Source organism: Burkholderia ubonensis subsp. mesacidophila (genome assembly GCF_002097715.1).
In the GTDB taxonomy this organism is placed as follows: Bacteria; Pseudomonadota; Gammaproteobacteria; order Burkholderiales; family Burkholderiaceae; genus Burkholderia; species Burkholderia mesacidophila.
Genome location: NZ_CP020738.1, coordinates 2989608 through 3014526, shown reverse-complemented (window position 1 = coordinate 3014526; position 24919 = coordinate 2989608). Strand labels below are relative to the sequence as shown.

The 24919-nt window shown below is 66.6% G+C and carries 26 protein-coding genes; 17 read left to right on the top strand and 9 right to left on the bottom strand.

Going from position 1 to position 24919, the window contains the following annotated elements; all coding sequences use genetic code 11:
- Window positions 1–32 precede the first annotated feature (32 nt).
- The gene (locus tag B7P44_RS31080) at window positions 33–977 is read left to right on the top strand and encodes a DUF2167 domain-containing protein (RefSeq protein ID WP_084909655.1); all 945 of its coding nucleotides are present in this window, start codon (window positions 33–35) and stop codon (window positions 975–977) included.
- Window positions 974–1699 (top strand): site-2 protease family protein, encoded by a 726-nt coding sequence (locus B7P44_RS31075; protein ID WP_084909654.1) that lies wholly within the window; start codon window positions 974–976, stop codon window positions 1697–1699. The genes B7P44_RS31080 and B7P44_RS31075 overlap by 4 nt, the downstream gene beginning before the upstream one ends.
- 47 nt (window positions 1700–1746) lie before the next feature.
- Here B7P44_RS31075 and B7P44_RS31070 read toward each other — a convergent pair whose 3' ends face one another.
- Entirely contained in the window at window positions 1747–3138 is a 1392-nt protein-coding gene (locus tag B7P44_RS31070) for an MFS transporter (RefSeq protein WP_084909653.1), read from the bottom strand.
- Window positions 3139–3388: 250 nt separating this feature from the next.
- Here B7P44_RS31070 and B7P44_RS31065 point away from each other — a divergent pair, with 250 nt between their 5' ends.
- Window positions 3389–4966: an aldehyde dehydrogenase (NADP(+)) gene (locus B7P44_RS31065; protein ID WP_084909652.1), complete on the top strand. Its 1578-nt coding sequence runs from the start codon at window positions 3389–3391 to the stop codon at window positions 4964–4966.
- A gap of 74 nt (window positions 4967–5040) precedes the next feature.
- Here the strand turns inward: B7P44_RS31065 and B7P44_RS31060 are convergent, their stop codons facing one another.
- Genes B7P44_RS31060 through B7P44_RS31045 form a run of 4 tightly spaced genes read right to left on the bottom strand, consistent with a single transcriptional unit; the run spans window position 5041 to window position 8248 of the window.
- Window positions 5041–5763: an HAD family hydrolase gene (locus tag B7P44_RS31060; RefSeq protein WP_084909651.1), complete on the bottom strand. Its 723-nt coding sequence runs from the start codon at window positions 5761–5763 to the stop codon at window positions 5041–5043.
- Complete coding sequence (locus tag B7P44_RS31055) at window positions 5754–6221, bottom strand: YbaK/prolyl-tRNA synthetase associated domain-containing protein (RefSeq protein ID WP_084909650.1); 468 nt, start codon at window positions 6219–6221, stop codon at window positions 5754–5756. The genes B7P44_RS31060 and B7P44_RS31055 overlap by 10 nt, the downstream gene beginning before the upstream one ends.
- A 58-nt stretch (window positions 6222–6279) precedes the next feature.
- Window positions 6280–7251, bottom strand: a complete 972-nt coding sequence (locus B7P44_RS31050; protein WP_084909649.1) for a threo-3-hydroxy-L-aspartate ammonia-lyase — start codon at window positions 7249–7251, stop codon at window positions 6280–6282.
- A 25-nt stretch (window positions 7252–7276) separates the two neighbouring features.
- Window positions 7277–8248: an ornithine cyclodeaminase family protein gene (locus tag B7P44_RS31045; protein ID WP_084909648.1), complete on the bottom strand. Its 972-nt coding sequence runs from the start codon at window positions 8246–8248 to the stop codon at window positions 7277–7279.
- A 131-nt stretch (window positions 8249–8379) separates the two neighbouring features.
- On the opposite strand from B7P44_RS31045, the gene B7P44_RS31040 reads away from it, so the two are divergent.
- Window positions 8380–9012: a helix-turn-helix transcriptional regulator gene (locus B7P44_RS31040; protein WP_084909647.1), complete on the top strand. Its 633-nt coding sequence runs from the start codon at window positions 8380–8382 to the stop codon at window positions 9010–9012.
- Between the two features lie 47 nt (window positions 9013–9059).
- Here the strand turns inward: B7P44_RS31040 and B7P44_RS31035 are convergent, their stop codons facing one another.
- On the bottom strand, window positions 9060–10190 hold the full coding sequence (locus B7P44_RS31035) for a DSD1 family PLP-dependent enzyme (protein WP_084909646.1): 1131 nt from the start codon (window positions 10188–10190) through the stop codon (window positions 9060–9062).
- A 102-nt stretch (window positions 10191–10292) separates the two neighbouring features.
- On the bottom strand, window positions 10293–11219 hold the full coding sequence (locus tag B7P44_RS31030) for a LysR family transcriptional regulator (RefSeq protein ID WP_084909645.1): 927 nt from the start codon (window positions 11217–11219) through the stop codon (window positions 10293–10295).
- A 144-nt stretch (window positions 11220–11363) separates the two neighbouring features.
- Between B7P44_RS31030 and B7P44_RS31025 the strand changes: the two genes are divergently transcribed.
- Entirely contained in the window at window positions 11364–11903 is a 540-nt protein-coding gene (locus tag B7P44_RS31025; protein ID WP_084909644.1) for a hypothetical protein, read from the top strand.
- Window positions 11904–12013: 110 nt separating this feature from the next.
- On the opposite strand, the gene kdgD is transcribed toward B7P44_RS31025, so the two are convergent.
- Window positions 12014–12928, bottom strand: coding sequence for a 5-dehydro-4-deoxyglucarate dehydratase (gene kdgD, locus B7P44_RS31020; RefSeq protein ID WP_084909643.1), 915 nt, complete (start codon window positions 12926–12928; stop codon window positions 12014–12016).
- Between the two features lie 230 nt (window positions 12929–13158).
- Between kdgD and garD the strand changes: the two genes are divergently transcribed.
- From garD to B7P44_RS30995, 5 genes are all read left to right on the top strand, one after another.
- Window positions 13159–14724 carry a galactarate dehydratase gene (gene garD / locus B7P44_RS31015; RefSeq protein ID WP_084909642.1) on the top strand — a complete coding sequence of 522 codons (1566 nt, stop codon included), beginning with the start codon at window positions 13159–13161 and terminating at the stop codon, window positions 14722–14724.
- Window positions 14725–14926: 202 nt separating this feature from the next.
- Window positions 14927–15382 (top strand): RbsD/FucU family protein, encoded by a 456-nt coding sequence (locus tag B7P44_RS31010; protein WP_084909641.1) that lies wholly within the window; start codon window positions 14927–14929, stop codon window positions 15380–15382.
- 293 nt (window positions 15383–15675) lie between these two features.
- Window positions 15676–16107, top strand: coding sequence for an STM2901 family protein (locus B7P44_RS31005; protein ID WP_084909640.1), 432 nt, complete (start codon window positions 15676–15678; stop codon window positions 16105–16107).
- Entirely contained in the window at window positions 16107–16478 is a 372-nt protein-coding gene (locus B7P44_RS31000) for a DUF1493 family protein (RefSeq protein WP_060256727.1), read from the top strand. Before B7P44_RS31005 ends, B7P44_RS31000 begins: the two co-directional genes overlap by 1 nt.
- Window positions 16479–16861: 383 nt before the next feature.
- Window positions 16862–17302 carry a DoxX family protein gene (locus B7P44_RS30995; RefSeq protein ID WP_084909639.1) on the top strand — a complete coding sequence of 147 codons (441 nt, stop codon included), beginning with the start codon at window positions 16862–16864 and terminating at the stop codon, window positions 17300–17302.
- Between the two features lie 16 nt (window positions 17303–17318).
- Here B7P44_RS30995 and B7P44_RS30990 read toward each other — a convergent pair whose 3' ends face one another.
- Window positions 17319–18167 carry an alpha/beta fold hydrolase gene (locus tag B7P44_RS30990; RefSeq protein WP_084909638.1) on the bottom strand — a complete coding sequence of 283 codons (849 nt, stop codon included), beginning with the start codon at window positions 18165–18167 and terminating at the stop codon, window positions 17319–17321.
- Window positions 18168–18271: 104 nt separating this feature from the next.
- On the opposite strand from B7P44_RS30990, the gene B7P44_RS30985 reads away from it, so the two are divergent.
- The 7 genes from B7P44_RS30985 to B7P44_RS30955 all read left to right on the top strand — a co-directional run bounded on the left by B7P44_RS30985 (window position 18272) and on the right by B7P44_RS30955 (window position 24792).
- Window positions 18272–18814 (top strand): MarR family winged helix-turn-helix transcriptional regulator, encoded by a 543-nt coding sequence (locus B7P44_RS30985; RefSeq protein WP_084909637.1) that lies wholly within the window; start codon window positions 18272–18274, stop codon window positions 18812–18814.
- Between the two features lie 96 nt (window positions 18815–18910).
- Window positions 18911–19867: a LysR family transcriptional regulator gene (locus B7P44_RS30980; RefSeq protein ID WP_084909636.1), complete on the top strand. Its 957-nt coding sequence runs from the start codon at window positions 18911–18913 to the stop codon at window positions 19865–19867.
- Window positions 19868–20074: 207 nt separating this feature from the next.
- The gene (locus tag B7P44_RS30975) at window positions 20075–21001 is read left to right on the top strand and encodes a TauD/TfdA family dioxygenase (protein ID WP_084909635.1); all 927 of its coding nucleotides are present in this window, start codon (window positions 20075–20077) and stop codon (window positions 20999–21001) included.
- Window positions 20998–22473, top strand: a complete 1476-nt coding sequence (locus tag B7P44_RS30970) for an AMP-binding protein (RefSeq protein WP_084909634.1) — start codon at window positions 20998–21000, stop codon at window positions 22471–22473. Before B7P44_RS30975 ends, B7P44_RS30970 begins: the two co-directional genes overlap by 4 nt.
- Before the next feature lie 13 nt (window positions 22474–22486).
- Window positions 22487–23113: a thermostable hemolysin gene (locus B7P44_RS30965; protein ID WP_084909633.1), complete on the top strand. Its 627-nt coding sequence runs from the start codon at window positions 22487–22489 to the stop codon at window positions 23111–23113.
- Window positions 23114–23170: 57 nt separating this feature from the next.
- Window positions 23171–24361 (top strand): multidrug effflux MFS transporter, encoded by a 1191-nt coding sequence (locus tag B7P44_RS30960; protein WP_084909632.1) that lies wholly within the window; start codon window positions 23171–23173, stop codon window positions 24359–24361.
- On the top strand, window positions 24358–24792 hold the full coding sequence (locus tag B7P44_RS30955; protein ID WP_084909631.1) for a DoxX family protein: 435 nt from the start codon (window positions 24358–24360) through the stop codon (window positions 24790–24792). The genes B7P44_RS30960 and B7P44_RS30955 overlap by 4 nt, the downstream gene beginning before the upstream one ends.
- The last annotated feature ends 127 nt before the right edge of the window (window positions 24793–24919 follow it).

Here is a 24919-nt window from a genome sequence, read left to right as displayed (position 1 = left end):
TCGACAACAAGCCATTCCAGGGGAATCCAACCATGAGAAAAATCGTCGCACTGTTCGCCTGCACGGCGTTCCTCGCGCTCGCCGCCACGACCGGCCGCGCGCAGACCGAATCCGCGCAAGCGGAAATGAAGGCCGCGGCGGCGGCCGTGAACAAGGCCGTCGTGAAGGGCCCGGCCGATATCGACCTGAAGCATCAGGCGATGCTGAAGCTGACGCAGGGCGAGGCGTTCGTGCCGGCGGCCGAGGCGGGCCGCTACCTGCGCGCGATGGGCAACACCGTCGACGAGTCGAAGCTGGTCGGCATGGTGCTGCCCGCCGATCCGGACGCCGACTGGATGTCGGTCATGTCGTTCGAGCCGAGCGGCTACATCCGCGACGACGACGCGAAGGACTGGAAGCCGGACGAACTGCTCGCGAGCCTGAAGGAAGGCACCGAGGAGGGCAACGCGTCGCGCAAGGAGCGCGGCCTGCCCGAATTCGAGGTGGTCGGCTGGGCGCAGCCGCCGGCGTACGACGCCAGCAAGCACCGGCTCGTCTGGTCGTCGATCATGCGCGACAAGGGCGCGCTCCCGAACCCGATGACCGACGGCGCAAACTACCGGACGCTCGCGCTCGGCCGCGACGGCTATCTGTCGCTGACGATGGTGTCGAGCCTCGAGGACCTGCAGAAATACAAGCCGTCGGCCGACGATCTGCTCGCGCACATCGATTTCAAGGACGGCAAGCGCTACGCCGATTTCAACAAGTCGACCGACCACGTCGCCGAATACGGCCTCGCGGCGCTGATCGTCGGCGTCGGCGCGAAGAAGCTCGGGCTGCTCGCGGTGATCGGCGCGTTCGCGGTGAAGTTCTTCAAGGTCGGCCTGGTCGCGTTGCTGGGAGGCGGCGTGGCGCTGAAGCGCCTGTTCAAGCGCAAGCCGAAAGCGGCCGCCGTGCCCGCCGTCGCGGAAGCGGCCGACGCGGAGCGCAAGGAATGACCAAGCTGCTGCTGCTGATCTTCGGCGGCCTGAAGCTCGGCAAGGTGCTCATGTCGGCGGGCACGATGCTGGTTTCGATCGCGGTCTATGCGCTGTTCTACGGCTGGCGGTTCGCGGCCGGCTTCGTCGCGCTGCTGCTCGTGCACGAAGCCGGCCACTACCTGGCCGCGCAGCGGCGCGGGCTGGCCGTCGGGCTGCCGACCTTCATCCCGTTCGTCGGCGCGTGGATCCAGCTGAAGGAGATGCCGCACGACGCCGAGACCGAAGCCTACGTCGGGCTCGCCGGACCGTTCGTCGGCACGCTCGGCGCGCTTGCCTGCTACGCGGCGGCGCGCCATTACGGCAGCGATCTGCTGCTCGCGCTCGCGTATACGGGCTTCTTCCTGAACCTGTTCAACATGATTCCGCTGTCGCCGTTCGACGGCGGGCGGATCACCGCGGTGCTGTCGCCGCGGATCTGGTTCGCGGGCGTGCCGGTGCTGGTCGCGTTGTTCGTGTACCGGCCGAGTCCGCTGCTGATCGTGATGGCGATCCTCGCGCTGCCGCAGTTGATGCGCGCGTGGCGCTATGACCCCGACGCGCCGGAGAACCGCGTCTATTACGCGACGTCGATCGAGACCAAGGCGACCTATGCGCTCTGCTACGTCGGCCTGCTGGCGTTTCTCGCGCTGATGACGTCCGGCGTGCACGACATGCTCGGCGCCGTGCGTTCCGCGAGCTGATGCAAACGGCGGCCGCTGCGCGCGGCCGCCGAACCCCCGCCGAACCTTCACGCGGCGCGATGCCGCAATTCGACCCGCCGGATGTCCTTCACGATCACGAGGTAGCTCAGCACGGTGACGAGCGCGTTGAGCCCGACGAACACCAGCGCGCCGTTGAACGAGCCGCTCGCGCCGACCAGGTAGCCGATCGCGATCGGCGCGACGATCCCCGCCGTGTTGCCGAACATGTTGAAGAGGCTGCCCGACAGGCCGATCGCTTCCTTCGGCGCCGTATCCGCGACGACCGCCCAGCCGAGCGAGCCGATCCCCTTGCCGAGGAACGACAACGCCATCAGCACGATCACGAGCGCTTCGCTGTCGACGTAGTTGCAGCCGATGATCACCATCGACAGCAGCATGCCGGCGACGATCGGGATCTTGCGCGCAAGCGTCAGCGACACGCCGCGCCGGATCAGCGCGTCCGACAGCATCCCGCCCAGCACGCCGCCGAGGAACCCGCAGATCGCGGGCAGCGACGTCATGAAGCCGGCCTTCAGCAGCGACATCCCGCGCGCCTGCACGAGATAGATCGGGAACCACGTCAGGAAGAAGTACGTGAGCACGTTCACGCAGTACTGGCCGAGATAGATGCCGATCAGCATCCGGTTCGACAGCAGCTGGCGCACGTAGTACCAGCCCGCGACCCTGCTGCCTTCGGACGGCGCGTCCTGGCCGCGCGCACGGGTCGGCCCGCCCGTCGTGCGCACGAGGCCGCCGCCTTGTTCGATGTGCTCGAGTTCCGCGCGGTTCACCGCCGGATGATCGGCCGGGTCCTTCACGACGCGCAGCCACAGGAACGCGAGCGCGATGCCGGCGAGGCCGAGCCACAGGTACACGTGATGCCAGCCGTAGGCGTGCGTGAGCCACGCCATCAGCGGCGAGAACACGACCGCCGCGAAGTACTGCGCGGAGTTGAAGATCGCCGACGCGGTGCCGCGCTCGGCGGTCGGGAACCAGCTCGCGACGACCTTCGCGTTCGCGGGGAACGCGGGCGCCTCGGCGACGCCGACCGCGAAGCGCATCGCGAACAGCGCGGCGACCGCGAACGCGGCGCTGCCGCCGAGCCCGATCGTGCTCTGCAGCAGCGTGAACGCCGACCACAGGAAGATGCTGCCCGCATAGACGCGCCGCGCGCCGAAGCGGTCGAGCAGCCAGCCGCTCGGCAGTTGCGCGAGCACGTAGGCCCAGCTGAACGCGGAGAAGATGTAGCCCATCGTCACCGGGTCGATGCCGAACGCCTGGCGGATCGGCGTGCCGGTGATCGACAGCGTCGCGCGGTCCGCGTAGTTGAGCGTCGTGACGACGAACAGCATCGCGAGGATCCAGTAGCGCACGGCGGTGCGGCGCGCGGCCCGGGCCAGGTCGATCGGGAGATCGCGGGAGGAGGTCTGATTAGGCACTTTAATGTACGTCGTCATATGACATGGCGTGCAGTTTAGTGACGGGCGGCAGCGTGGCGTAACTCGGGTTTTCCCTTTTGTGGGCAGATGAGCAGGCCTTGATAGGCTGGAAATCCAGTCTCTGCAAGGATGTGAGGCGATTGCACGGCCCACGGTCGGACGCTCAATCTCGAAATGAAGTCGGCAGACATCGTATCAGTTGGGCTACAATGGCCCATCCAACCCATTCCCGAACCACGGAGCACACCCCATGCAACTGACAGGTGAGATGCTGATCGGCGCCGATGCGGTCTACGGCTCGGCCGGAACCTTGCACGCGTTCGACCCGACGCGGGGCGCGCCGATCGACGCGCCGGCGTTCGGCGTCGGCGGGCTGGCCGACGTCGAGCGCGCGTGCGAGCTCGCGCGCGACGCGTTCGACGCGTATCGCGCGCAGCCGCTCGCGGCGCGCGCCGCGTTGCTCGACGCGATCGCGGACGAGATCGTCGCGCTCGGCGACGCGCTGATCGAGCGCGCGCACGCCGAAACCGGCCTGCCGGTTGCGCGCCTGCAAGGCGAGCGCGGCCGCACGGTCGGCCAGCTGCGCCTGTTCGCGCGGGTCGTGCGCGACGGCCGCTTCCTCGCCGCGTCGATCGATCCGGCCCAGCCCGCGCGCACGCCGCTGCCGCGCGCCGACCTGCGGCTGCAGAAGATCCCGCTCGGGCCGGTCGCGGTGTTCGGCGCGAGCAACTTCCCGCTCGCGTTCTCGGTCGCCGGCGGCGACACCGCGTCGGCGCTCGCGGCCGGCTGCCCGGTGATCGTGAAGGCGCACGAGGCGCATCTCGGCACGTCCGAGCTGGTCGGCCGCGCGATCCGCGCGGCGGTCGCGAAGTGCGGGATGCCGGCCGGCGTGTTCTCGCTGCTGGTCGGGCCGGGCCGTGTGATCGGCGCGGCGCTCGTCAGCCATCCGGCGATCCGGGCGGTCGGCTTCACCGGTTCGCGGCAGGGCGGCGTCGCGCTGACGCAGCTGGCGAACGCGCGCCCGCAGCCGATTCCGGTCTATGCGGAAATGAGCAGCATCAACCCGGTGCTGCTGTTCCCGGCCGCGCTGGCCGCGCGCGGCGACGCGATCGCGACCGGCTTCGTCGATTCGCTGACGCTCGGCGTCGGCCAGTTCTGCACGAACCCGGGGCTCGTGCTCGCGCTCGACGGTCCGGATCTCGACCGTTTCGAAGCGACCGCCGCGCAGGCGCTCGCGGCGAAGCCGGCGGGCGTGATGCTGACGCGCGGCATCGCCGATGCGTACCGCGCCGGCCGCGGCCAGCTCGCCGAGCTCCCGGGCGTGCGCCCGCTCGGCGCGGGCGGGGCGGCGCAGGGTGCGTGCGACGTGAGCGGCGCGCTGTTCGAGGTGTCCGCGCACGCGTTTCTCGCCGAGCCGGCGTTCAGCCACGAGGTGTTCGGGCCGTCGTCGCTGATCGTGCGCTGCCGCGACGTCGACGAACTGGCGCGCGTGCTCGAGGCGCTCGAAGGCCAGCTGACGGCCACGCTGCAGATGGATGCCGGCGACCGGCCGCTTGCGCGCCGCCTGCTGCCGGTCCTGGAGCGCAAGGCGGGGCGTCTGCTCGTCAACGGGTTCCCGACCGGCGTCGAGGTGTGCGATGCGATGGTGCACGGCGGGCCGTTCCCGGCGACGTCGAACCCGGCGGTGACGTCGGTCGGCGCGACCGCGATCGAGCGCTTCCTGCGGCCGGTGTGCTACCAGGACTTCCCGGACGACCTGCTGCCGGAAGGGCTGCGGGAAGCGAATCCGCTCGGGATTCCGCGTCTGCGCGACGGCAACGCTGAGTGAGCGCGGACCTGCGGGAACGCTGAAGAGGATGGCGCCCGCTCGCGGGCGCTATCGCGCTGTTCCTCGTACCCCGGTCAGGACAGGTCGTCGGGTCCGCCGAGCGCGCAACACAGCATCGACAGGTCGTGAATGGTGAGGTGCGGCGAGCGGGTGTCGGGCTCCACGCGCTTCATCCCGGGATGATTCCGGCGCACCAGCCACGCAGCCTGCAGCCCGGCGTTCAACGCCCCGAGAACGTCGAGATGAAAATCGTCGCCGACATGCAGCAACTCGGCGGGATGCACGTCCACTGCCCGCGCGGCCGCATGGAATATTCCAGGCTCCGGCTTCGCGGTGCCCAGCGCGCCCGCACTGAACGTGTCCCGAAAGAATTCGCTGCCGCCCGTCTGCCGGAGGTCCGCGTTGCCGTTCGTCACGGCGACGAGCGGAAACCTGGCGCTCAGCCATTCCAGCGCCGGCCAGACGTCTTCGTAGAACTCGACCTGCTGCCGCGCGGAAAAGAACACGCGGTATGCGTGTTCAGCCAGGTCGACATCTTCCTTCGCCAGTTCCAGCGCGAGTCTGATCGAACCGATTCTCAACGCACGATAGTCGTTGACGAGGTCCGGGCGCGAGCGCTCGTACTCGTTGCGCAACTGGCTCAGCGTTTGCCGCGTCGGCAGGATGCGCGCCGTGTTGGGCGCATGCTCGAGCAGCCATGCATGCAGCGTCGCTTCGGCCCGCTCGACGGCCGGCCCGAATGGCCACAGGGTGTCGTCGAGGTCGAACGAGATTGCGGATACTTTGCCTAGACGCATAGCGGCTGAAGGAGGGGATTGGCGATCCGGACGTAATCGGCCGAGCTGAGCACGATGGACCTGTCGAGCCGGCCGGCGTTGAACGCGATTTCATCGAAGCCGCCGATCAGGTCCGGATCGACGATCAGCCTGATCGTCGACGAGAACGAGAACGGCGGGATTGCGCCGATCGCGCACCCGGTTTCATGCTGCGCTTCGTCGGCTGACGCGAGCGTGGCCTTCTTGAGCCCGGCCGCTGCCGCGACCTTCTTGAAGTCCAGCTTCCTGTCCCCGGGCAGGATCGCGAGAACCAACGCTTGCCCGGCATCCTTGCCCTTGCAGAGCATCGCCTTCGCGCCTTGCCCCGGCGAGGTCCCGCGAATGGCCGCGACCAGGTCGGAGCGTCCCTCCGCCGGGTGTTCGATCACCCGATACCTGGCGCCTTCGCGGTCGAGCAACGCGACCAGCTTCTCGTACATGGATGACATGGTATTCAGTTGTCCAGACACATTGCAGGTCGCGTCGCCAGGATTGCACTTACGACGCCACGAGGGCGCAGAACCGCTCGAGGTCGATATTGCCGCCGCTGATGATGATGCCGACGCGCTTGCCCTTCAGCGATTCCTTCGCATTCAGCGCGGCGGCCAGCCCGAGGCATCCGGTCGGCTCCACGATCATCTTCATGCGGGCCGCGAAAAACTTCATGGCGTTTACCAGATCGCTATCCGACGCGGTGAGGATATCGTTCACGTCGCGTTTGATGATGCTGAACGTGTAGTTCCCGAGGTGCTGGGTTTGCGCGCCATCGGCGATGGTCTTGGGCGTATCGATGTGGACGATTTGTCCGCTGCGCAGCGAGCGCTGGCCATCGTTCCCGGCCTCCGGTTCGACGCCGTACAACATGCATTGCGGCGCGAGCGCGCGGGTCGACAGCGCGGTGCCGGAAAGCAGCCCACCGCCGCCCAGCGGCACGAACAGCGCATCGAGCGCACCCACTTCGTCGAACAGCTCCTTCGCGGCAGTGCCTTGTCCGGCGAGCACGTCCGGGTGGTCGTAAGGCGGAATCAGCGTGAGGCCCTGCTCGTCGGCGAGACGGCGGCCGATTGCTTCGCGGTCCTCGGCATAGCGGTCGTAAGTGACGACGTCGGCGCCGTATCCTTTCGTCGCCGCGATCTTCGCTGCGGGGGCATCGTGCGGCATCACGATCGTTGCCGGGATGCCCAGGATCTTCGCGGACAGGGCAATGCCCTGCGCGTGGTTACCGGAGGAGAACGCAACGACGCCGGCCTTGCGTTGTTCCGGCGAAAATCTCGACAGCGCGTTGAAGGCGCCCCGAAACTTGAAGGCGCCCATGCGCTGGAAATTCTCGCATTTGACGAACACCTCGGCGCCGATCAGTTCGTTCAGCGTGCGTGACGTGTGAACGGGCGTGCGATGTGCAATGCCGGCGATGCGCGTTGCCGCGGCCTCGACGTCGGCAAAGGTGGGGAGTTCGAAAGTCGTGGTCATGTGAGATTCGCTGGTCAGATGTCATTCACCAGGGCCACGGAACGGAGATGCCGGTTCCGTTCTCGATGGCCCGTTCATACAGGAAACGCGCGACCGTCAAGTCCTGCAGCGCGAGCCCGGTCATATCGAATACCGTGACGTCACTCGACGCGCGATCGAAGGACGCCGTTCCCGCCAGAAGGTCGCCGATTTCAGCGCACGGCAGCGCCGGCGCCCATTGACACTCGCCAATGCTGCGCGCCTGCTCGCGGTCGTCCACGACGATGCGTGCACGCGCCAGCACGCCCTCCGGAAGTTCGCGCTTGCCTGCCGTGTCGGCGCCCACGCAAGTCAGGTGGGTGCCCGGCTGAACCGCATCGGCATCGAACAACGCGCCGCCGCCCGGCGTGGCGGTGATGACCACGTCGCTGTCGGCCACCGCATCGTTACGGTCACGTGCGACGCGGATCGCGCATCGGTCCTGGAATGTCGATTCGAACGCCGGATCCGGCTCGCCGCTGACGTTCACATACTGCACCGTGCAGCGTTGCGGCAGCAGCTTCAGTGCGTAGGCGAGCTGGACGCGCGCCTGCACCCCCGTGCCGAATACGCAGATTCGGGTGCTCTCGGGGCGCGCGAGCAGTTGCAGGCCCAGGCCGCCCGCCGCGCCGGTCCGGGCCGTGGTGATCGCATTGCCGTCCATGATGCAAAGCGGGCGGCCCGTATGCGGGTCGAACAGCGCGACGGTCGCCTGGTGAGGCTCGCCGCCTCGGCCCCGGTTGCCCGGCCAGAATCCTGCCGCCTTGAAGCCGAGCAGGTCCTGGCTTGCGACGTCGCCGGACTTGATGCCGAATACGCCGCCCGTGTGCAGCTTCTCGCGGACCACCGGAAAAACCCGTCCGGCCCTTTGACTGTGCAGCACAAAGGCCTCGCGAACCGCAGCCATGACTTGCTCGGCTTGAAGGGCGGGTGCGACGGCATCCCGGTCGAGGAGTAGGAGTTGGGCGTCTGTCGGCATCGTCAGGTCAGCCTGTCTGGCGCAACGCCAGTCGAGGGTTTTGCAGTGTGTCTAAATTTAGACAAACAGTCAAGGCGTGGACGGCATGAAGAACCTATACAATGCGACCAAATTTAGATGAAGAGTCCAGGATGGCTAAGAAAAGACTGACCAGCGAACAGCAGGTAATTCTTGAGCAGGTCAAGCAGATCGCGGCGGCGCTGGGCGAGACGTTGGCGCCGTTTACCGAGGTGGTGGTTCACGACCTTCGCTCGCCGAAGCACGCGATTCTCGCCATCCACAACAACCTGTCCGGGCGCGAGGTGGGCGACCCCGCGACGGAACTCGGCCTGGCCCGCATTGCGGACGACAGCTACCCGCAAGTGCTCGCGAACTATGCGAACCGGTTCAGCGACGGGCGCCAGGCCAAAAGCACGTCGATCGGCATCAAGGATTCGGACGGGCATTATTTCGCCGCCCTGTGCCTGAACGTCGACGTGACGCTGTTTCGCGGCATCACGACATTGCTGGAACAGTTCTCGGCGCCCAGCGGGGAGGTGGTCAAGGAGTCGCTGGACCCGTCGCGCGCCCACTCGCTTCGCGAGCGGATCGACCGCTTCGCGGTCGGCCTGGCGACCACGCCGCAAGCGCTCCGTACCGACCAGCGCAGGGCGCTGATGCAGGCGCTCAAGGAAGAGGGCTATCTGGACTTGCGGCGGTCGATGGAGACGATTGCGCAACACCTGGGCGTCTCGCGCGCAACCGTGTACAACGACACCAAGTAACGGCGAACGCCGCGCATTGCGGCATGCGTCCCGGCCCGGGATGTCGCTCACCATCCGTAGAATCGCGGCCACGTCTGTACGGCGCCGTCTTCGCCTACGGCGTGATACTCGGGATGTTGCGCGCCGGTGGCGCACGCGTGGTTCGGCAGAATGCGCAGGCGGGTTCCGATCGGGAATTGCTTCGCGATGTCCGGGTCCGGCGCGCCCAGGCGCGACACGATGCCGTGCTCCTGGTTGGCTGCGCTCACGACATACTCGCCGAGCACCTCGCCGTCTTCCGCGCATACCTGTCCGTAGCCGAAATCCCGGGCCTGACGCTGCGTTCCACGGTCCCGGCTCATGGCCATCCAGCCCGCGTCGATGATCGCCCAGCCTTTCTCTTCCTGATGTCCGATGACGGTGGTCAGCACCGAGAGCGCGATCTCGGACAGCGTGCAAACGCCCACGTTGTGCATGACGAGGTCGAACATCACATAGACGCCGGCCCGAACTTCAGTGACACCGTCGAGGTTTTCCGCCGAGAGTGCGGTTGGCGTCGACCCGATGCTCACGACCGGGCAAGGCAACCGCGCGGCCCTGAGGCGTTCCGCGGCGCGCACGGTGCGGCTGCGCTCCTGCTCGGCGATCTGCGCCAACGCTTCCCGCGTGCTGTATTCGTAGCTGGAGCCGGCGTGAGCCAGGACGCCGCCGAGGATCATGCCGCCATCGACGAGTGCACGCCCCACGTCGATCAACAGGTCGTCCTCCGGCGGGATGCCCGAGCGATGACCGTCGACGTCGATCTCGATCCAGACTTCGAAGCGCTCGCCTTGCTCGCGCCCGAAGTCGGCGATCGCGTTCGCGGCATGCAGGCTGTCGGCGACGATCTTCAGGTCGCAGCCCTGCCGGCGCAGCGCAAGCGCCTGGCCAAGCTTGGCGGGAACCATGCCGACCGCGTAGACGATGTCGCGGACGCCGCCCGCGAGGAACTGCTCGGCTTCCTTGAGCGTCGAGACCGTGATGCCTTGCGCGCCCGCCGCGATTTGCGCGTCGACGACGTGCCGGCATTTGGTCGTTTTGACGTGGGGCCGGAACTTGACCCCGAGTTTGTCCAGATGCGCTTGCATGCGGTCGACGTTATGACGCATGCGCGCGGCATCGATCAATGCGGCGGGGGTGTTGAGCGTTTGCATGCCCATGATGCGTTTGCCTCGATGTGATATCGACGCGAACACTATAGGCCCGACGATTGCCGCCGTGCTTAACGACGGCCTAATCCGTCATTAAGCGCCATTTAATCGTCATGCATTGCTGCGCCAGGGCGGCGGACTGAGAAATTGCTTGGCGGTTTCGAGGAAAATCCGCTGTCGGACGGACCGGCCGGTTCGCGACGGCAAGAGCGCGGTCACCGGTGCCGACGGCAGGCGCCAGCCGGGCAGCAACCTGACGAGCTTGCCGTCCGCCAGCAAATGCGCGACGTCCCACTCGGAGCGCTCCACGATCCCGAGCCCGTCCAACGCCCATTCCGTGATGACGGTGCCGTCGTTGGAGGAGAGCGCGCCCGCGACGCGGATGACGGCGGACCGTCGAGGGTCGCCTTCACCGGCGCCTTCTTGCGAGAAGCGCCAGCGCGGCACGTCCTCGTCGTTTTCCCGCAGGCACAGGCAGTTGTATCGCGCCAGGTCGGACGGGTGATTCAGCGCGTCGATGCGGCGTGCGTACATCGGGCTCGCGCACAGGAATCGCTCGTTGGGCGCGAGCGGATACCCGACCCAGGATGACGACTTGAGGGTGCCGATGTGCACGACCACGTCGGCGCCCGCCGCATTGGCTAACGGGCTCTCCGACAGGTGCAGCGATATTTCGAGCTTGGGATGAGCCAGTTGTACGTCGCGCACGATCCGGGACACGTACTTCCGCCCGAAGCCAAACGGGGCGACCACGCGGAGCGTGCCGTGCACCTCGCCGTGGTCTCCCGAGATGTGGACCGGGAGCGCTTCCACGCGCTCGAGAATATCCAGCGCTTCGTGGTACAGCCGCTGCCCCTCGTCGGTCAGCGAGATCCCGTTCGATTTCCGCACGGCGAGCCTGACGCGCAATCGCTCCTCCATTCTCTGCAGGCGAATCGTGACGGCAGGGGGCGTGAGATCGAGCAACCGCGCGGCGGAGGCCAACGAACGCGACGCCCCGATGGCGCGAATGAGGCGAAGGTCTTCCAGATCGAGCATTTTGCGTACCTTAATGGCCGGGCATTATGCGTTGCCGGCTTTCGCGTCGCCGGATTTTCTCCTACAGTAGCGGAGCTTCGGGCCGTCAGGTCCGCGAGCGGAGCCTGAGAGATCGAGAAAAATCAGAACGAGGGAACAGACGCAATGAACATCAGCAAGCGTGGCGATCACCTGTTCGCCGCCGGATTGTGGAAGGTGATCGGCGACGTCGCACGATCGGTCCGCAGCCAGGTCGGCGAATACAGCGAAGGGCGCGTCCTCAGCAACGAACTGTTCGCACTGCAGCGCGAATTGGGGGGCAGCGATTTCGACGTGACGATCAACAAGGGCCGCCCCGTCACCGGGGCCGATGCGCATTCGCTCGCCTTCGGCGTGGCCGTGCGCCGCTTCAAGCTGGATATGGAAGCGCTCGTATTCGCGCTGCAGTACCGGCGCAGCATCGACGACACGGATCAGGCCGCCCGCTCCGCCGCACTGACCCAGGCCAACGAGCAGCTCGCACACGCGAAGCAATACGCGACGCTGACCGTGCGGCAGTTCTTCGATACGGTCGTCGACCCGAGTGTCCGGGACCAGCTTCTGGGCGACAAGCCGAGCGGCGGCGACAGCACCCGTTTCGCCGTGGCCAGCGCGAAGCTGGAGCGGGTGCGCCGCGCGATCGTCGCGAGCATTTCGAAGATGTGACGGCGGGGGCCGTTCCCGCCCGAACGCATACAGCCCGGCGCGTGCCGGGCTGTTTTTCATCATGCGCGAAGCGGCGGCCGGCCGCGCCGTCATACCCGAGCGCGAACCGCTTACTGCGGCCCCATCTTCCTGATCAGCGCGTCGAGCTGCGCGACTTCGTCGTCGTTCAGGTCGACGAGCGGCGCGCGCACCGGGCCCGCATCGCGGCCGACGAGCTTCGCGCCCGCCTTGACGATGCTGACCGCATAACCCGCACGGCGGTTGCGGATCTGCAGATACGGCAGGAAGAACGCGTCGAGCAGGCGGCCGACCGTCGCGTGATCGTCCTTCGCGATCGCTTCGTAGAAATCCATCGCGGTCTTCGGGATGAAGTTGAACACTGCCGACGAATACACGGGCACGCCGAGCGCCTTGTACGCCGCCGCATAGACTTCGGCGGTCGGCAGGCCGCCGAGGTACGCGAAGCGCTCGCCCAGGCGGCGGCGGATCGTGACCATGCTCTCGATGTCGCCGACGCCGTCCTTGAAGCCGATCAGGTTCGGGCAGCGGTCGGCGAGGCGCTCGAGCATGTCCGCGTTCAGCTTCGAATTCGCGCGGTTGTAGACCACCACGCCGATCTTCAGCGCGCGGCACACCTGCTCGACGTGCTCGGCGATGCCTTCCTGGCTCGCTTCGGTCAAATAGTGCGGCATCAGCAGGATGCCGCTCGCGCCGAGCCGCTCGGCTTCCTGCGCGTATTCGATCGCGACCCGCGTCGCGCCGCCCGCGCCGGCCAGGATCGGCACCTTGCCCTTGCAGGTCTCGGTCGCGACGCGGATCACGTCCGAGTACTCGCGCTGCGTGAGCGAGAAGAATTCACCCGTGCCGCCCGCGGCGAACAGCGCCGTCGCGCCGTACGGCGCGAGCCATTCGAGGCGCTCGGCGTAGGTCGCCGGGTGGAAGTTGCCGTTCGCGTCGAAATCCGTCAGCGGAAACGACAGCAGGCCGTGGGAAATGATCTGTTTGAGTTCTTGCGGATAAGTCATGGTTGGGTCGTCCGTCTAGCGCGAGTGCTGGGTTCGTCGGGAACGGCATGCGGGCCAACAGTGGCGATGTCGTTGTATGTCATCGTACAACATGGGGCGTGGCGGTGCAAGCGGTTTGCTATTGGAACGGTGGTAGGGTCTTTCCGGATAGGGGTTTACGGATGATGCTCCGGTGGTGTTCAATGTCATATGATGACTAACGATTTGGCCGGTAGCCTCCAGGAATTCCGATGACTGCTTCTCCTCTTTATATCCGCGTGCATCCGGACGACAACGTCGCGATCGTCGTCAACGACGGCGGCCTGCCCGAGGGCGCGACGTTCGCCGACGGGCTGACGCTGCGCGAGGGCGTGCCGCAGGGGCACAAGGTCGCGCTGGCCGATCTCGCGGCCGGCGATCCGATCGTCCGCTACAACGTGGTGATCGGCTATGCGCTCACCGACCTGCGCCGCGGCAGCTGGGTCAACGAGCGCACGATGCGCATGCCCGAGCCGCCGGGCCTCGACGACCTGCCGCTCGCGACCCGCCGCGCGCCGCCGCTGCCGCCGCTCGAAGGCTATACGTTCGAGGGCTTCCGTAATCCGGACGGCTCGGTCGGCACGCGCAACATCCTCGCGATCACGACGACCGTGCAGTGCGTGGCGGGCGTCGTCGAGCACGCGGTGAAGCGGATCAAGGCCGAACTGCTGCCGCGCTATCCGAACGTCGACGACGTGGTCGGGCTCGAGCACACGTACGGCTGCGGCGTCGCGATCGACGCGCCGGACGCCGACATCCCGATCCGCACGCTGCGCAACATCAGCCTGAACCCGAACTTCGGCGGCGAGGTGATGACGGTGAGCCTCGGCTGCGAGAAGCTGCAGCCGGAGCGCCTGCTGCCGCCGGGGACGATCCCGGTCGCGGCCGGCGACGACGCGGGCGTTCCGGGTGGCAACGCCGGCGTCGTGTGCCTGCAGGACGCCGCGCACGTCGGCTTCAACTCGATGATCGACTCGATCATGACGATGGCCGAGTCGCATCTCGAGCGGCTGAACCGCCGCCGTCGCGAGACCTGTCCGGCGTCGGATCTCGTGGTCGGCGTGCAGTGCGGCGGCAGCGACGCGTTCTCCGGGCTGACCGCGAACCCGGCGGTCGGCTTCGCGGCGGACCTGCTGGTGCGCGCAGGCGCGACGATCATGTTCTCCGAGGTGACGGAAGTGCGCGACGGCGTCGCGCAGCTCACGTCGCGCGCGGCGAACGAGGACGTCGCGCGCGCGATCATCCGCGAGATGGACTGGTACGACCGCTACCTGCAGCGCGGCCGCGTCGACCGCAGCGCGAACACGACGCCCGGCAACAAGAAGGGCGGCCTGTCGAACATCGTCGAGAAGGCGATGGGCTCGATCGTGAAGTCGGGCAGCGCGCCGATCGCCGGCGTCGTGCCGCCGGGCGAGCGCGCGCGGCAGAAGGGGCTGCTGTACGCGGCGACGCCCGCGAGCGATTTCATCTGCGGCACGCTGCAGCTCGCGGCGGGCATGAACCTGCACGTGTTCACGACCGGGCGCGGCACGCCGTATGGTCTCGCGCAGGTGCCGGTGATCAAGGTCGCGACGCGCAGCGACCTCGCGCGCCGCTGGCACGACCTGATGGATCTCGATGCCGGGCAGATCGCGACCGGCGCGGCGACGATCGAGGACGTGGGCTGGGAATTGTTCCGGCTGATGCTCGACGTCGCGAGCGGCAAGCGCCGCACGTGGGCCGAGCAATGGCAGCTCGCGAACGCGCTGGCGCTGTTCAATCCGGCGCCGGTGACCTGACGCGCGGGCGATCGGAAGGTCGATCGGCATGCGGGCGCCTTCGCGGCGCCTGTATTCGTTTGGGGCGCGCGCGATGCGCGAAGCCTGCTTGCCTCGAACGTAGCCCGCCGCCGGCGTGTCGTGAACGTCGTGCGCCGAGCGCAGCGGCCGCCGGGATCGGGTAACGTATGCGGTTCGTTCACGATTCCGGAGACCTGCCGTCATGTTGAAGAACCTCGATCCGCTGCTGCACGCCGACATCCTGCACGCGCTGCGCGCGATGGGCCACGGCGACGAAGTGGCGATCTGCGATGCGAATTTTCCGGCGGAGTCCGTCGCGCGTCATACGGCGGTCGGCCGCGCGCTGCGCATCGACGGCGCCGATTCGGCGCGGGTCGTGCGTGCGGTGTTGTCGGTGCTGCCGCTCGACACGTTCGTCGATGCGCCCGCGGCGCGGATGGAAGTCGTCGGCGATCCGGTCGCCGTGCCGCCGGTGCAGCGCGAAGTGCAGGCCGAGATCGACCGCGCGGAAGGGCGCGCGGTGCCGCTCGCCGGCGTCGACCGGTTCGCGTTCTACGCGCGCGCGCAGCAGGCGTATGCGGTGATCGTCACCGGGGAATCGCGTGGCTATGGCTGCTTTCTGTTCAAGAAGGGCGTGTTGTTGAGCGACGCGCGTTGAACATTTGTGAGGTTTCTCCGCGCAGTGGCTCCTGCGTCGTCTTAAGACGTGCTGCGACGTTACCTGGCCGCTTTGATTCCATTAAGCATTTGATTTGAAGGGGGAATATTTTTCTTGCATCCGACAGCGAATCGAATCAAGCAGATACGCCCGTCGCGTTTTCATACACGATAAAGCCGGTCCTGAAGCGGCGAGCCGTTTCTACGTTTCCCGATCAGATAATGTAGCGACTTCGCGCGATATGCCCTTGCGCCGAGAGAGCAGCGCCGCCACGCTTGAAAATTTGGGAAACGATGAGCGATAACCGATATACCTATGGCGTTCACCACAACCTCACGCCTGCCGACCTGTTCGTGTATGTGGCGATCGACGAAACTCAGAAGCAACTCGGATTCTCCGACCTTGCCGGTGCAGCAGCAATATTGCTAGGTCAGAACGATGTGCCGGTTTCGGGGAAGCTCGGCGGTGCGGTACCTGGAACATCGGTTATATCGATGGCCGCGCGAAATATGCTGCCCTACAATGTCCGAATTCGCTTGCCTACCATTACGAAGGCAGGTGTTGGCGGTCTCCGCATCGCAACGACTCGGAATCTTGGGGCGTTTGTCGGGCGGTCTATTCCTGTGGTTGGGGTCGTGGTAGTGTCGGTAGATGTTTTTCTCATCATGCGAAACACGGTGGTATCGTACAACCGGATCGTGAAACCTGAAGATCGGGTGCTGTAATGGCGGATGCGATTTGGGATCAACTTGAAGCCTTTGCCCGGGAAGAACTAGGCAAGCCGATCTTCGGTGGTCCGTTGAAGTTGACGCCGGACAGCAGACTCGAAGAGGACTTGCGCTTGACGGGCCTTGATGCCGTCGAGTTCGTCGACAAATGGGCCGAGAAGTTCGGCGTGGAGGCCCAAGGCTTTCCATACAGTCGGTACTTCGGTCCCGACAGTCTCGACGTAATCAAGTCGATTCTTGGGCTGTTCTCGAAGAAGCATCGAGACGCGGACCTAGTCCCGCTGACGCTTGGGATGTTGGCTGAGGCGATGCGTCGAGGACGTTGGGATACCACTGATATTGAAGCGCTAACGGTCAACAGCCGGTAGCGGGCAGGACGATGGACGAGTTAAGCCGCCTTCGGGCGGCTTAACTATTTCCGGGGAGAGGATTAACGGTGACAACCCTAACCGCAAATGGTCGCTCTCATGGCCGGTAGACAGGTCGCAGTCCCCGTCGCGTTTGCCGTCACGTAGAAGGAGTCGGTGCACCGCCACTCGCTTTACATGGGCAGGGTAAGACCATGAATCTGCTGATGAATTTTCGGCAGATGCGTCGGGATTGAACGAGGTTGCAACGTTTTGCTACAACCTTTTGCTTTGACTCGCCCGAAAGAGCCTCTATTCTGGCCCATTTGCCGGGCCCCCCAGGCCCGCGAGCCGCACGGGTCGCGATCCCGCGCGGCAGGCCGAACTGCAACGAGGAGAAAGGCATGACGCGTCCCGTCGATTCCGGCGTCATTTTTTTCGCGCGCCTGGCGCTGGCGGCGCTGTTTCTGTGGGGCGGCGTGATGAAGCTGCTCGGCTACGGCGATTTCGTCGGCTATCTGCGGGGCCTGAACGCGCCGTTTCCGACCTATGTCGCGCCGGTCATCGTCGCCATCGAAGGGCTCGGCGCGCTGCTGCTGATCGTCGGCTACAAGGTGAAGCCGCTCGCGTTGCTGATGGCGTTCTACACGCTCGCGACCGCAGTGATCGGGCACAATTTCTGGGACGCGACCAACCCCGCCGTCCAGCACGAGATGGTGATCCATTTCTGGAAGAACGTCGCGATCGCCGGCGGCTTCCTGCTGCTGTTCGTGACCGGCGCGGGCGGCGTGAGCATCGATGGCGTGCGCCGGCCCGCTTCGTCGTACGGCTCGGGCCTGCGCTGAACGCGCGCCCGGCCGCTTACTGGAACGGCAGGCCCGGCGGCTCGGCGCGCGCGGCGGACGCGGGATCGTGACCGGACAGGAAGTGCAGTAGCGTCCAGTTGAACGTGTCGGCGCGATCGACGTTCGGATGGTGACCGCTGCCCGGCAGCGAACCGAACTGCGCGCCCGGGATCATCGCCGCGAGACGCCGTCCTTCGACCGGCGGATACACGCCGTCGTCCTCGCTGTGCAATACCAGCGTTGCGCTGCGCACGAGATTCAGGCGGCGCCGCACATCGTAGTTCGCGATGCCGTCGCACATGCGTGCGAGATGCGCCGGGTCGGTCGCGGCCGCGCGCGCATGACCGACCTGATACGCAATTTCCCCTCGCTCCGACTGCGCGAATTCCGCGCTGACCAGCGACGGCCACATCTCCTCGAACCAGCGCACCGCGCCGTCGCCGCGCTGGAATCCCGCTTTCCACTGCCCGACGCGGCGCACGTGGTCGTCGGCGACCAGATTCGAACAGCCGTTGCATACCACCAGCTTGCCGACCCGCGACGGCGCGTCGATCGCGACCGTCAGCGCAATCGCGCCGCCGAGCGACAGGCCGACGAGCGTCGCGCTGTCGAGACCGAGATGATCGAGCAGACTCTCCAGGTCGGCGGCGAGCTCGCCCATCCCGAGCGTGCGCATCGGATACGACGACGCGCCGTGACCGGGCAGGTCCGGCACGATCACGCGATAACCCGCGTGACGCAGGAACGGCACCTGGCGTGCCCAGACGAGTCCGCAGCTGCCCAGATCATGAATCAGCATGATCGGCAGGCCGCTGCCGATGTCCGCGTAATAGAGATCGTGGTCTTTGAATGATAGTTTTGCCATTTATGCTCCGTTGCGCGCCCACGTGCGCTCTCGTGGTTATCTTAATATTGAGATATATTCATGACAAGCGGGGTTCGATGACCTCTTCAGATGCGAGGATATTCATGGGCGCTCAGGCATCCAGCGATCAAGTCGATCACGTCGACCGGGTCGTCGCGCAATGGCGCGACGAGCGGCCCGGGCTCGACGTGACGTCGATGGAGATCTTCGGCCGGCTGGCGCGGCTGGCGAAGCACTGCGAAAAGGCGCGCACCGAGGCGTTGTCGCCGTTCGGCTTCAAGGAAGGGGAGTTCGACGTGCTCGCGACGCTGCGGCGCGCGGGAAAGCCGTATGAATTGTCGCCGACGCAACTGTATCGCTCATTGATGATCACGTCGGGTGCAATCACCAACCGGCTGATGCGGCTCGAACAGGCGGGCTTCGTCGAGCGCGTGCCGAATCCGCACGACGGCCGGGGGCTCGCGGTGCGGCTCACGCCGGACGGGCTCGCGCTGATCGACCGGGCGGTGGCGGTGCACGTCGAGACGCAGGACCTGCTGCTCGGCGGGCTGACCCGCGACCAGCGCGGGGCGCTCGCCACGCTGCTGAAGACCGCATTGCTCGCGCTGCCGGGCGAGGCGCTGGCGCCGGACGACGGGACCGGCTAGCCACGCGGCCGGCACGCATGGACCGCGCGCCGGACCGTCCGGGCTTGAGAGGGCCCGCACGCATCACAACGACAACGAAAACGACCAGGACATATCGTGCTCAACAACAACGTATTGCGCCAACTCGACTTGCAGGACGTGATGGTGTTTCTGTGCCTGTACGAACACAAGAGCGCGCGCCGCACCGCAGAGGTGCTGAGCATCAGCCAGCCGACCGTCAGCTATTGCCTGAAGCGGCTGCGTAACTGCTTTCACGACGTGCTGTTCGATGTCGACCACGGCAGCCTCGTGGCGACGTCGAAAGCCGAGGCGATCGAACCGTATCTGCGCAACGTGATCGATGCGGTCAACCATTGCGCGGACATGGACGACGACCAGGTCGCCGCGGCGGCGCACCGCGTGATCCGCGTGTGCGCGCCGGAGTATTTCGAGCTGCTGCTGCTGCCGGGCGTGCTCGAATCGTTCATGAAGCGCGGCCGCGAGACGTCGCTGATCGTCGAGCGGCTCGGCCGCGAATTGCCGGTCGAGCGGCTGCTCGCCGGCGAGATCGATTTCGCGACCGGCTTCGGCCCCGGCTATCACCGGCTGCATCCGGACCTGCAATGGGAATCGGTGCTGTCCGACACGTTCGTGTGCCTGACCGCGTCGCGCAAGCTCGCGCCGACGACGCGCGTGACGCTCGACGAATTCTGCGACATGCATCACGTGTTCCCGACGCCGTGGATCTCCGAGCGCAACATGATCGACGGCTGGCTCGAGAAGCTCGGGCGGTCGCGCAACATCGTCGCGCGGGCGAACACGTATCAGGCCTGCCTGAACATCGTCTCGCGGCTGCCCGTCGTGCTGACGCTGCCGCAGCGGCTGATTCCGTACCTGTCGATCCCGCCGTCGGTGCAGATCTGCGACGTGCCGCTCGGCTTCCCGACGTTCACGCTCGACGTGATCTGGGCGACCCAGATGGAGAAGAACCACGACATCCGCAGCATGCGGATGCTGTTCAAGGACCTCGCGAGCGCGAACGCGCTCGAACCTGGCGCGGCGCACGCCCTCTGAGCGGGGGCCGGGCGGCGCGCGCCGCCCGGCCGATTCTTTCGCGTGAGGCAGCACCCGGGCGCTTTCTCACGAATCTCTCAACAAAATTACATTCAGCTTTTAATTTTTAAAACGGCGTGCCGCTTCGTGTCGGTAAATTGGGTGGTGTTCGACGAGGCCAAGACTCGAACACACCAACACTAACCACACTGAGAGTGAGAGGCACACATGATGGATGTTGACGTAGTCACCGCGCAGGTCCACCACAAACCGTTGCCGCGTTTCGGTTTCGAACTGATCGAGAGCCTGGAGCCGGGCCAGAAGGCGATCGACATCGTCGATACCGATCAGTTGTACGAAAATCTCGCCCACTCGGGCGTCGTGATCTACCGCAATTTCGCGGACACGCTCGAGGATTTCAACCGTTTCGTCAGCCAGCACTCGGCGCGCGTCACGTTCGATCCGGCGCGCAAGGCGTCGACCGAGAACACCGCGGAAATCGACGCGGGCCACCTCGAGATGGGCCTGCACCAGGAAAACGGTAACCTGCCGTTCACGCCGGACCTGCAGTGGTTCTTCTGCCTCGAGCCGGCGCGCGTCGGCTCCGAGACGACGATCTGCGACGGTCAGCGCGTGCTGCACGAACTGTCGCCGGCCACCCGCCGCCTGTTCGAGCAGCGCAAGATCAAGTACGCGCGCCGCATTCCCTGGCCGAACGTGCAGCGGTTCCTGAGCATCGAGCTGCAGGTGCCTGCGCATGAGGTGAACGACACGCATCTCGAAGTCGTCAACCAGCGCGTGCCGGGCCAGCACTACCGCCGGCTCGACCCGTTCCTCGTGTCGTCCGAACGCGTGACGAACGCGATCACCACGAGCTGCTTCTCCGGCCGCCGCGCGTTCTGCAATTCGCTGCTCGGGCCGAGCGTGAATTACGAACCGCCGCTCATCACGTGGGAAGACGGCACCGACATCGATTTCGAGGTGTGGGACGAGATCAAGGACGCGACCGCACGCTACACGTACGACCTGTTCTGGAACAAGGGCGACATCGTCGTGATCGACAACACCCGCGCGATGCACGGCCGCCGCCGCCTCGTCGACACGGGCCGCCGGATCTTCGGCGCGCAAAGCTATCGCAAAGGAGCCATTGCATGATCAGCGCACTTCTCGAACGTCATTTTGCCGAAGCGCCGGACCGGATCGTCGTGCGCGAGATGGAAGGCCGCGACTATTCGCTCGCGGAACTGCGCGCCGACGTGGAGCGCATCGCCGCGACGCTGCAGGACGTGTACGGCGATTGCAGCGGGCTCGTGTTCGGGATCGCCGCCCGCTCGAGCTACACGTGGGTCGCGACGATGCTGGCGATCTTCCGCGTGAAGGCCGTGCTGCTGCCGGTGCCGATCGAATTCGCCGACGAGCAGATCGGCAGCCTGCTGCACAAGGCCACCGCGATCTTCGCGCAGGACGCGCGCACCGCGGCGCGCATCAGCGCGATCCTGCCGGGCATCGCGTGCCTCGACGCCGCGAGCGAACGCAGCGCGTGGCCCGCGCAGGGCGCGCCGGCCGGCGAGCGGATCGAGCCCGGCATCTGCGGGATCATCCATACGTCCGGCACGACGTCGAAGCCGAAGGGCGTGAAGATCCGCGACGAGGCGGTCGGCCTGCTCGTGACGAACGTGCTGAAGCGCGTGCCGCAGGCGCCGCTCGACTACCTGTCGATCGTGCCGATGAGCCTGCTGATCGAACAGGTGCTCGGCGTGTTCCTGCCGATCCTGTCCGGCGGCTCGCTGACGCTGATGCCGGCGCGCTATGCCGAGTACGGCGCGCGCAGCGGCAATGCGCGCGACTACCTGGACCTGATCGCGCAGGTCGATCCGAACTTCCTGTACCTGCCGCCGAAGCTGCTCGAGGAAGCCGACGCGCTGCTCGATTCGACCAGCGTCACGAGCCTGTTCGGCCGCCGCAATCCGCACATCATCACGGGCGGCGCGAAGATTCCGGCCACCGTGCTCGAATCGCTCGACAAGCGCGGCGTGCAGGTCTATGAAGCGTACGGCCTGAGCGAGAACAGCTCGATCATCTCGCTCAACTATCCGGGGCATCGCCGCATCGGCTCCGCCGGCCCGCTGCTCGACGGCATCGTGCCGACGATCGTCGACGGCGAGCTGCGCGTGCTCACCCCGACGCTCTGCGCGGGCTACTACAACTCGGACGACACGTCGTGCGAGCTCACCGACGGCTATCTGCACACGGGCGACATCGCGGAGATCGTCGACGGCTACCTGTACATCACCGGCCGCAAGAAGCACGTGATCATCCTGTCGACGGCCCGCAACATCTCGCCGGAGTGGGTGGAGACGGTCTACAAGGAAAGCGCGCTGATCGACGACATCGTCGTGTTCGGCGAAGGCCGGGAAGAGCCGGCGGCGATCGTGCTGTCGCAGCACGACGAGGCGGCGATTCGCGGCGAGATGGCGCGCCTCGAGCCACGGCTCGCGGATTTCGCGCGGGTGCGGCGCGTGCGGGTCGTGACCGACATCGAGGGCTTCCGCAAGGACTATTACACGGTCACGGGGCGGCCGCGCCGCCAGCTGATCGAGCGCGATCTCGCGGCGTCGCTGTACTGATCGGGAGCCGAACGTGCACATCGTACGAACTTTCCATCCGGGGCAGGCCGCCTATCGCGCGATGCAGCTGGCGGTCGCCCAGAACTACTACCAGGCGCACGGCGCGCGTCCCGAGCCGCGTCCCGACCAGTTCTGGTGCCTGACCGACCGCGCGATGACGCTGCCCGGCTACGCGTGCGTCGGGTTGAGCTGGGGCGACAGCGCCCAGCTTTTCTCGGAGCATTATCTGGACGAGTCGCTGACGAACCTGTACGGGCTGTCGCGCGCGGAGCTCGTCGAACTCGGGCAGTTCTCGTCGTTCGGTTCGAAGGGCGCGGGGCGCTACCTGATCGCGAACGTGTTCCGCACGCTTGCCCAGCATCACTACCGGTACGTGCTGATGACGGCGACCGAGCGGGTGCGGCACATCGTGCAGTCGCTGCAGATCGGCTATGACGATCTCGGTCACGCATGCGTGAGCCGCGTGCGCGACCCGCACGTCGACTGGGGCACTTACTACGACAACGCGCCGCGCGTGATCATGGTGAAGATCGACGGCATGGCCGCGCGCGGCGAGCTGCCGGCCTGGAGCCCGCTCGACGACAAGCCGCCGCCGCGCTGCGCTTCCCGGCACGTCGCGCTTGCCGCGACCGGTCATTGATCCCGGTGGGCCGTGCGCTTCGGCGCCGGCCCGCCTTGTTACATCTGGAACGTCCCCATGTCCGATTCCAAACGATACGAAAACTTTCTCGTGTTCCTGGCGCCGCTGATCAACAGCGTCGGCGGGATTGCGATCGACCTGTACGCGCCGAGCATTCCGGCGATCGGCCGCGAGCTCGGCGTCGCGCCGAGCATGATGCAGAACACGATCACCATCACGCTCGTGTTCTATGCGATCGGCCAGCTCGCGTTCGGCATGCTCGCCGACTGGTGGGGGCGACGGCCGTCCGTGCTGGCCGGCCTCGTGCTGTTCATCGCGGGCAGCGCGCTCGCGGTCGCCGCGCCGACGTTCGAGGCGCTGATGATCGGCCGCGCGATCCAGGGCTTCGCGATCGGGTCATGCCAGGTGGTCGCGCGCGCCGTGCTCGTCGATACCGTGAAGGGCGACCGTTTCCGCGTCGCGATCGTCTACCTGAGTCTCGCGTTCGGGCTCGGCCCGGTGATCGCGCCGTACGTCGGCGGGATCGTGCAGGAGATGGCGGGCTGGCGTTGGAACTTCGTCGTCTATTGCGGCTACGGGCTCGTCGTGCTGTCGTTCGCGTTCGCGGGGCTGCGCGAGTCGCTGCGGCCCGAGATGCGGCGCACGCCGGCGCAAACGATAGCGGGCTACCGCGAGATCCTGTCCGATCCGCATTTCCTGTCCGCCGTCGGGATGCTCGGGATGAGCTTCTCGGCGTTCCTGATGTGGAACGTGATCGGGCCGTACATCGTGCAGCATCGCCTCGGGCACAGCGCGTCGTACTTCGGCTCGACGGCGCTCGCCGTCGGCCTGTGCTACCTCGGCGGCACGACGCTGAACCGCAGCCTGATCAAGCGCTTCAGCGGCGAGCAACTGATGCGCGGCGGGATCGTGCTGTTCGCGCTCGGCGTCGCGTGCGTCGCGTCGAGCGGCACCGCGCTCGTGCTCGTCACCGCGCTCGGCGGGATCATGCTGATCGCGTTCGCGCAGGGCTTCATCTTCTCGAACGCGATGGCCCGCTCGATGGCGCTGTTTCCGGGGCGCGCGGGCGCCGCGGCGAGCCTGCAGGGCTGCCTGATGCTGGTGCTCGGTTCGCTCGCGTCGGGCGTCGTGAGCGCGCTGCCGATCGCGACCAACGCGGCGATCGCGGCCATGTTCGTCTGCCTGCTCGGGGTGACCTCGCTCGCGTTCCGGCAACTGCATCGGCTGCACGTCCAGGTGGCGCGATGAGGACGGCCGCCGCGCTCGCGCTGCGGCTCGTGCTCGGCGCGTTCTGGGCGTGGGCCGGGCTGTCGAAGCTCGCCGGGAGCTTCGATGCCGCACCGTTCCTCGCGGCCGTGGCGTCCCGCTCCGCCGCGGCGCCCGACGCGGTGCGGCTCGCGCTCGTCGACGCGATCGGCCGCTTCGCGCTGCCGCACGTCGCCGCGATCAACGTCGTGGTGCCGTGGCTCGAGCTCGGCGCGGGCCTGTCGATCCTGCTCGGCGTCGCGGCCGGCTGGGGGATCGCCGCGGCCGCCGCGATGTCCGCGCTGTTCCTGATGTGCGGGGCCGTGAGCACGAACCCGTTGCTGCTGCTCGGCGCTGTGCTGCTCGCGATGTGGCATCCGTATGCGCGCGCGTGGTCCCTTGACGCGCTGCGCCCGCCCACTCCCCGATCCTGACCACGGCGGTGGGCGATTTCTCGCCGCACGTCCGGTTTTCGCCTGACGTGCGGCGCTTTTTTTTGTACGGACGCCGCACGAAATATTTAAACGGGCCTTCAAAAAATTGACATCTGGCGCGTGTGGG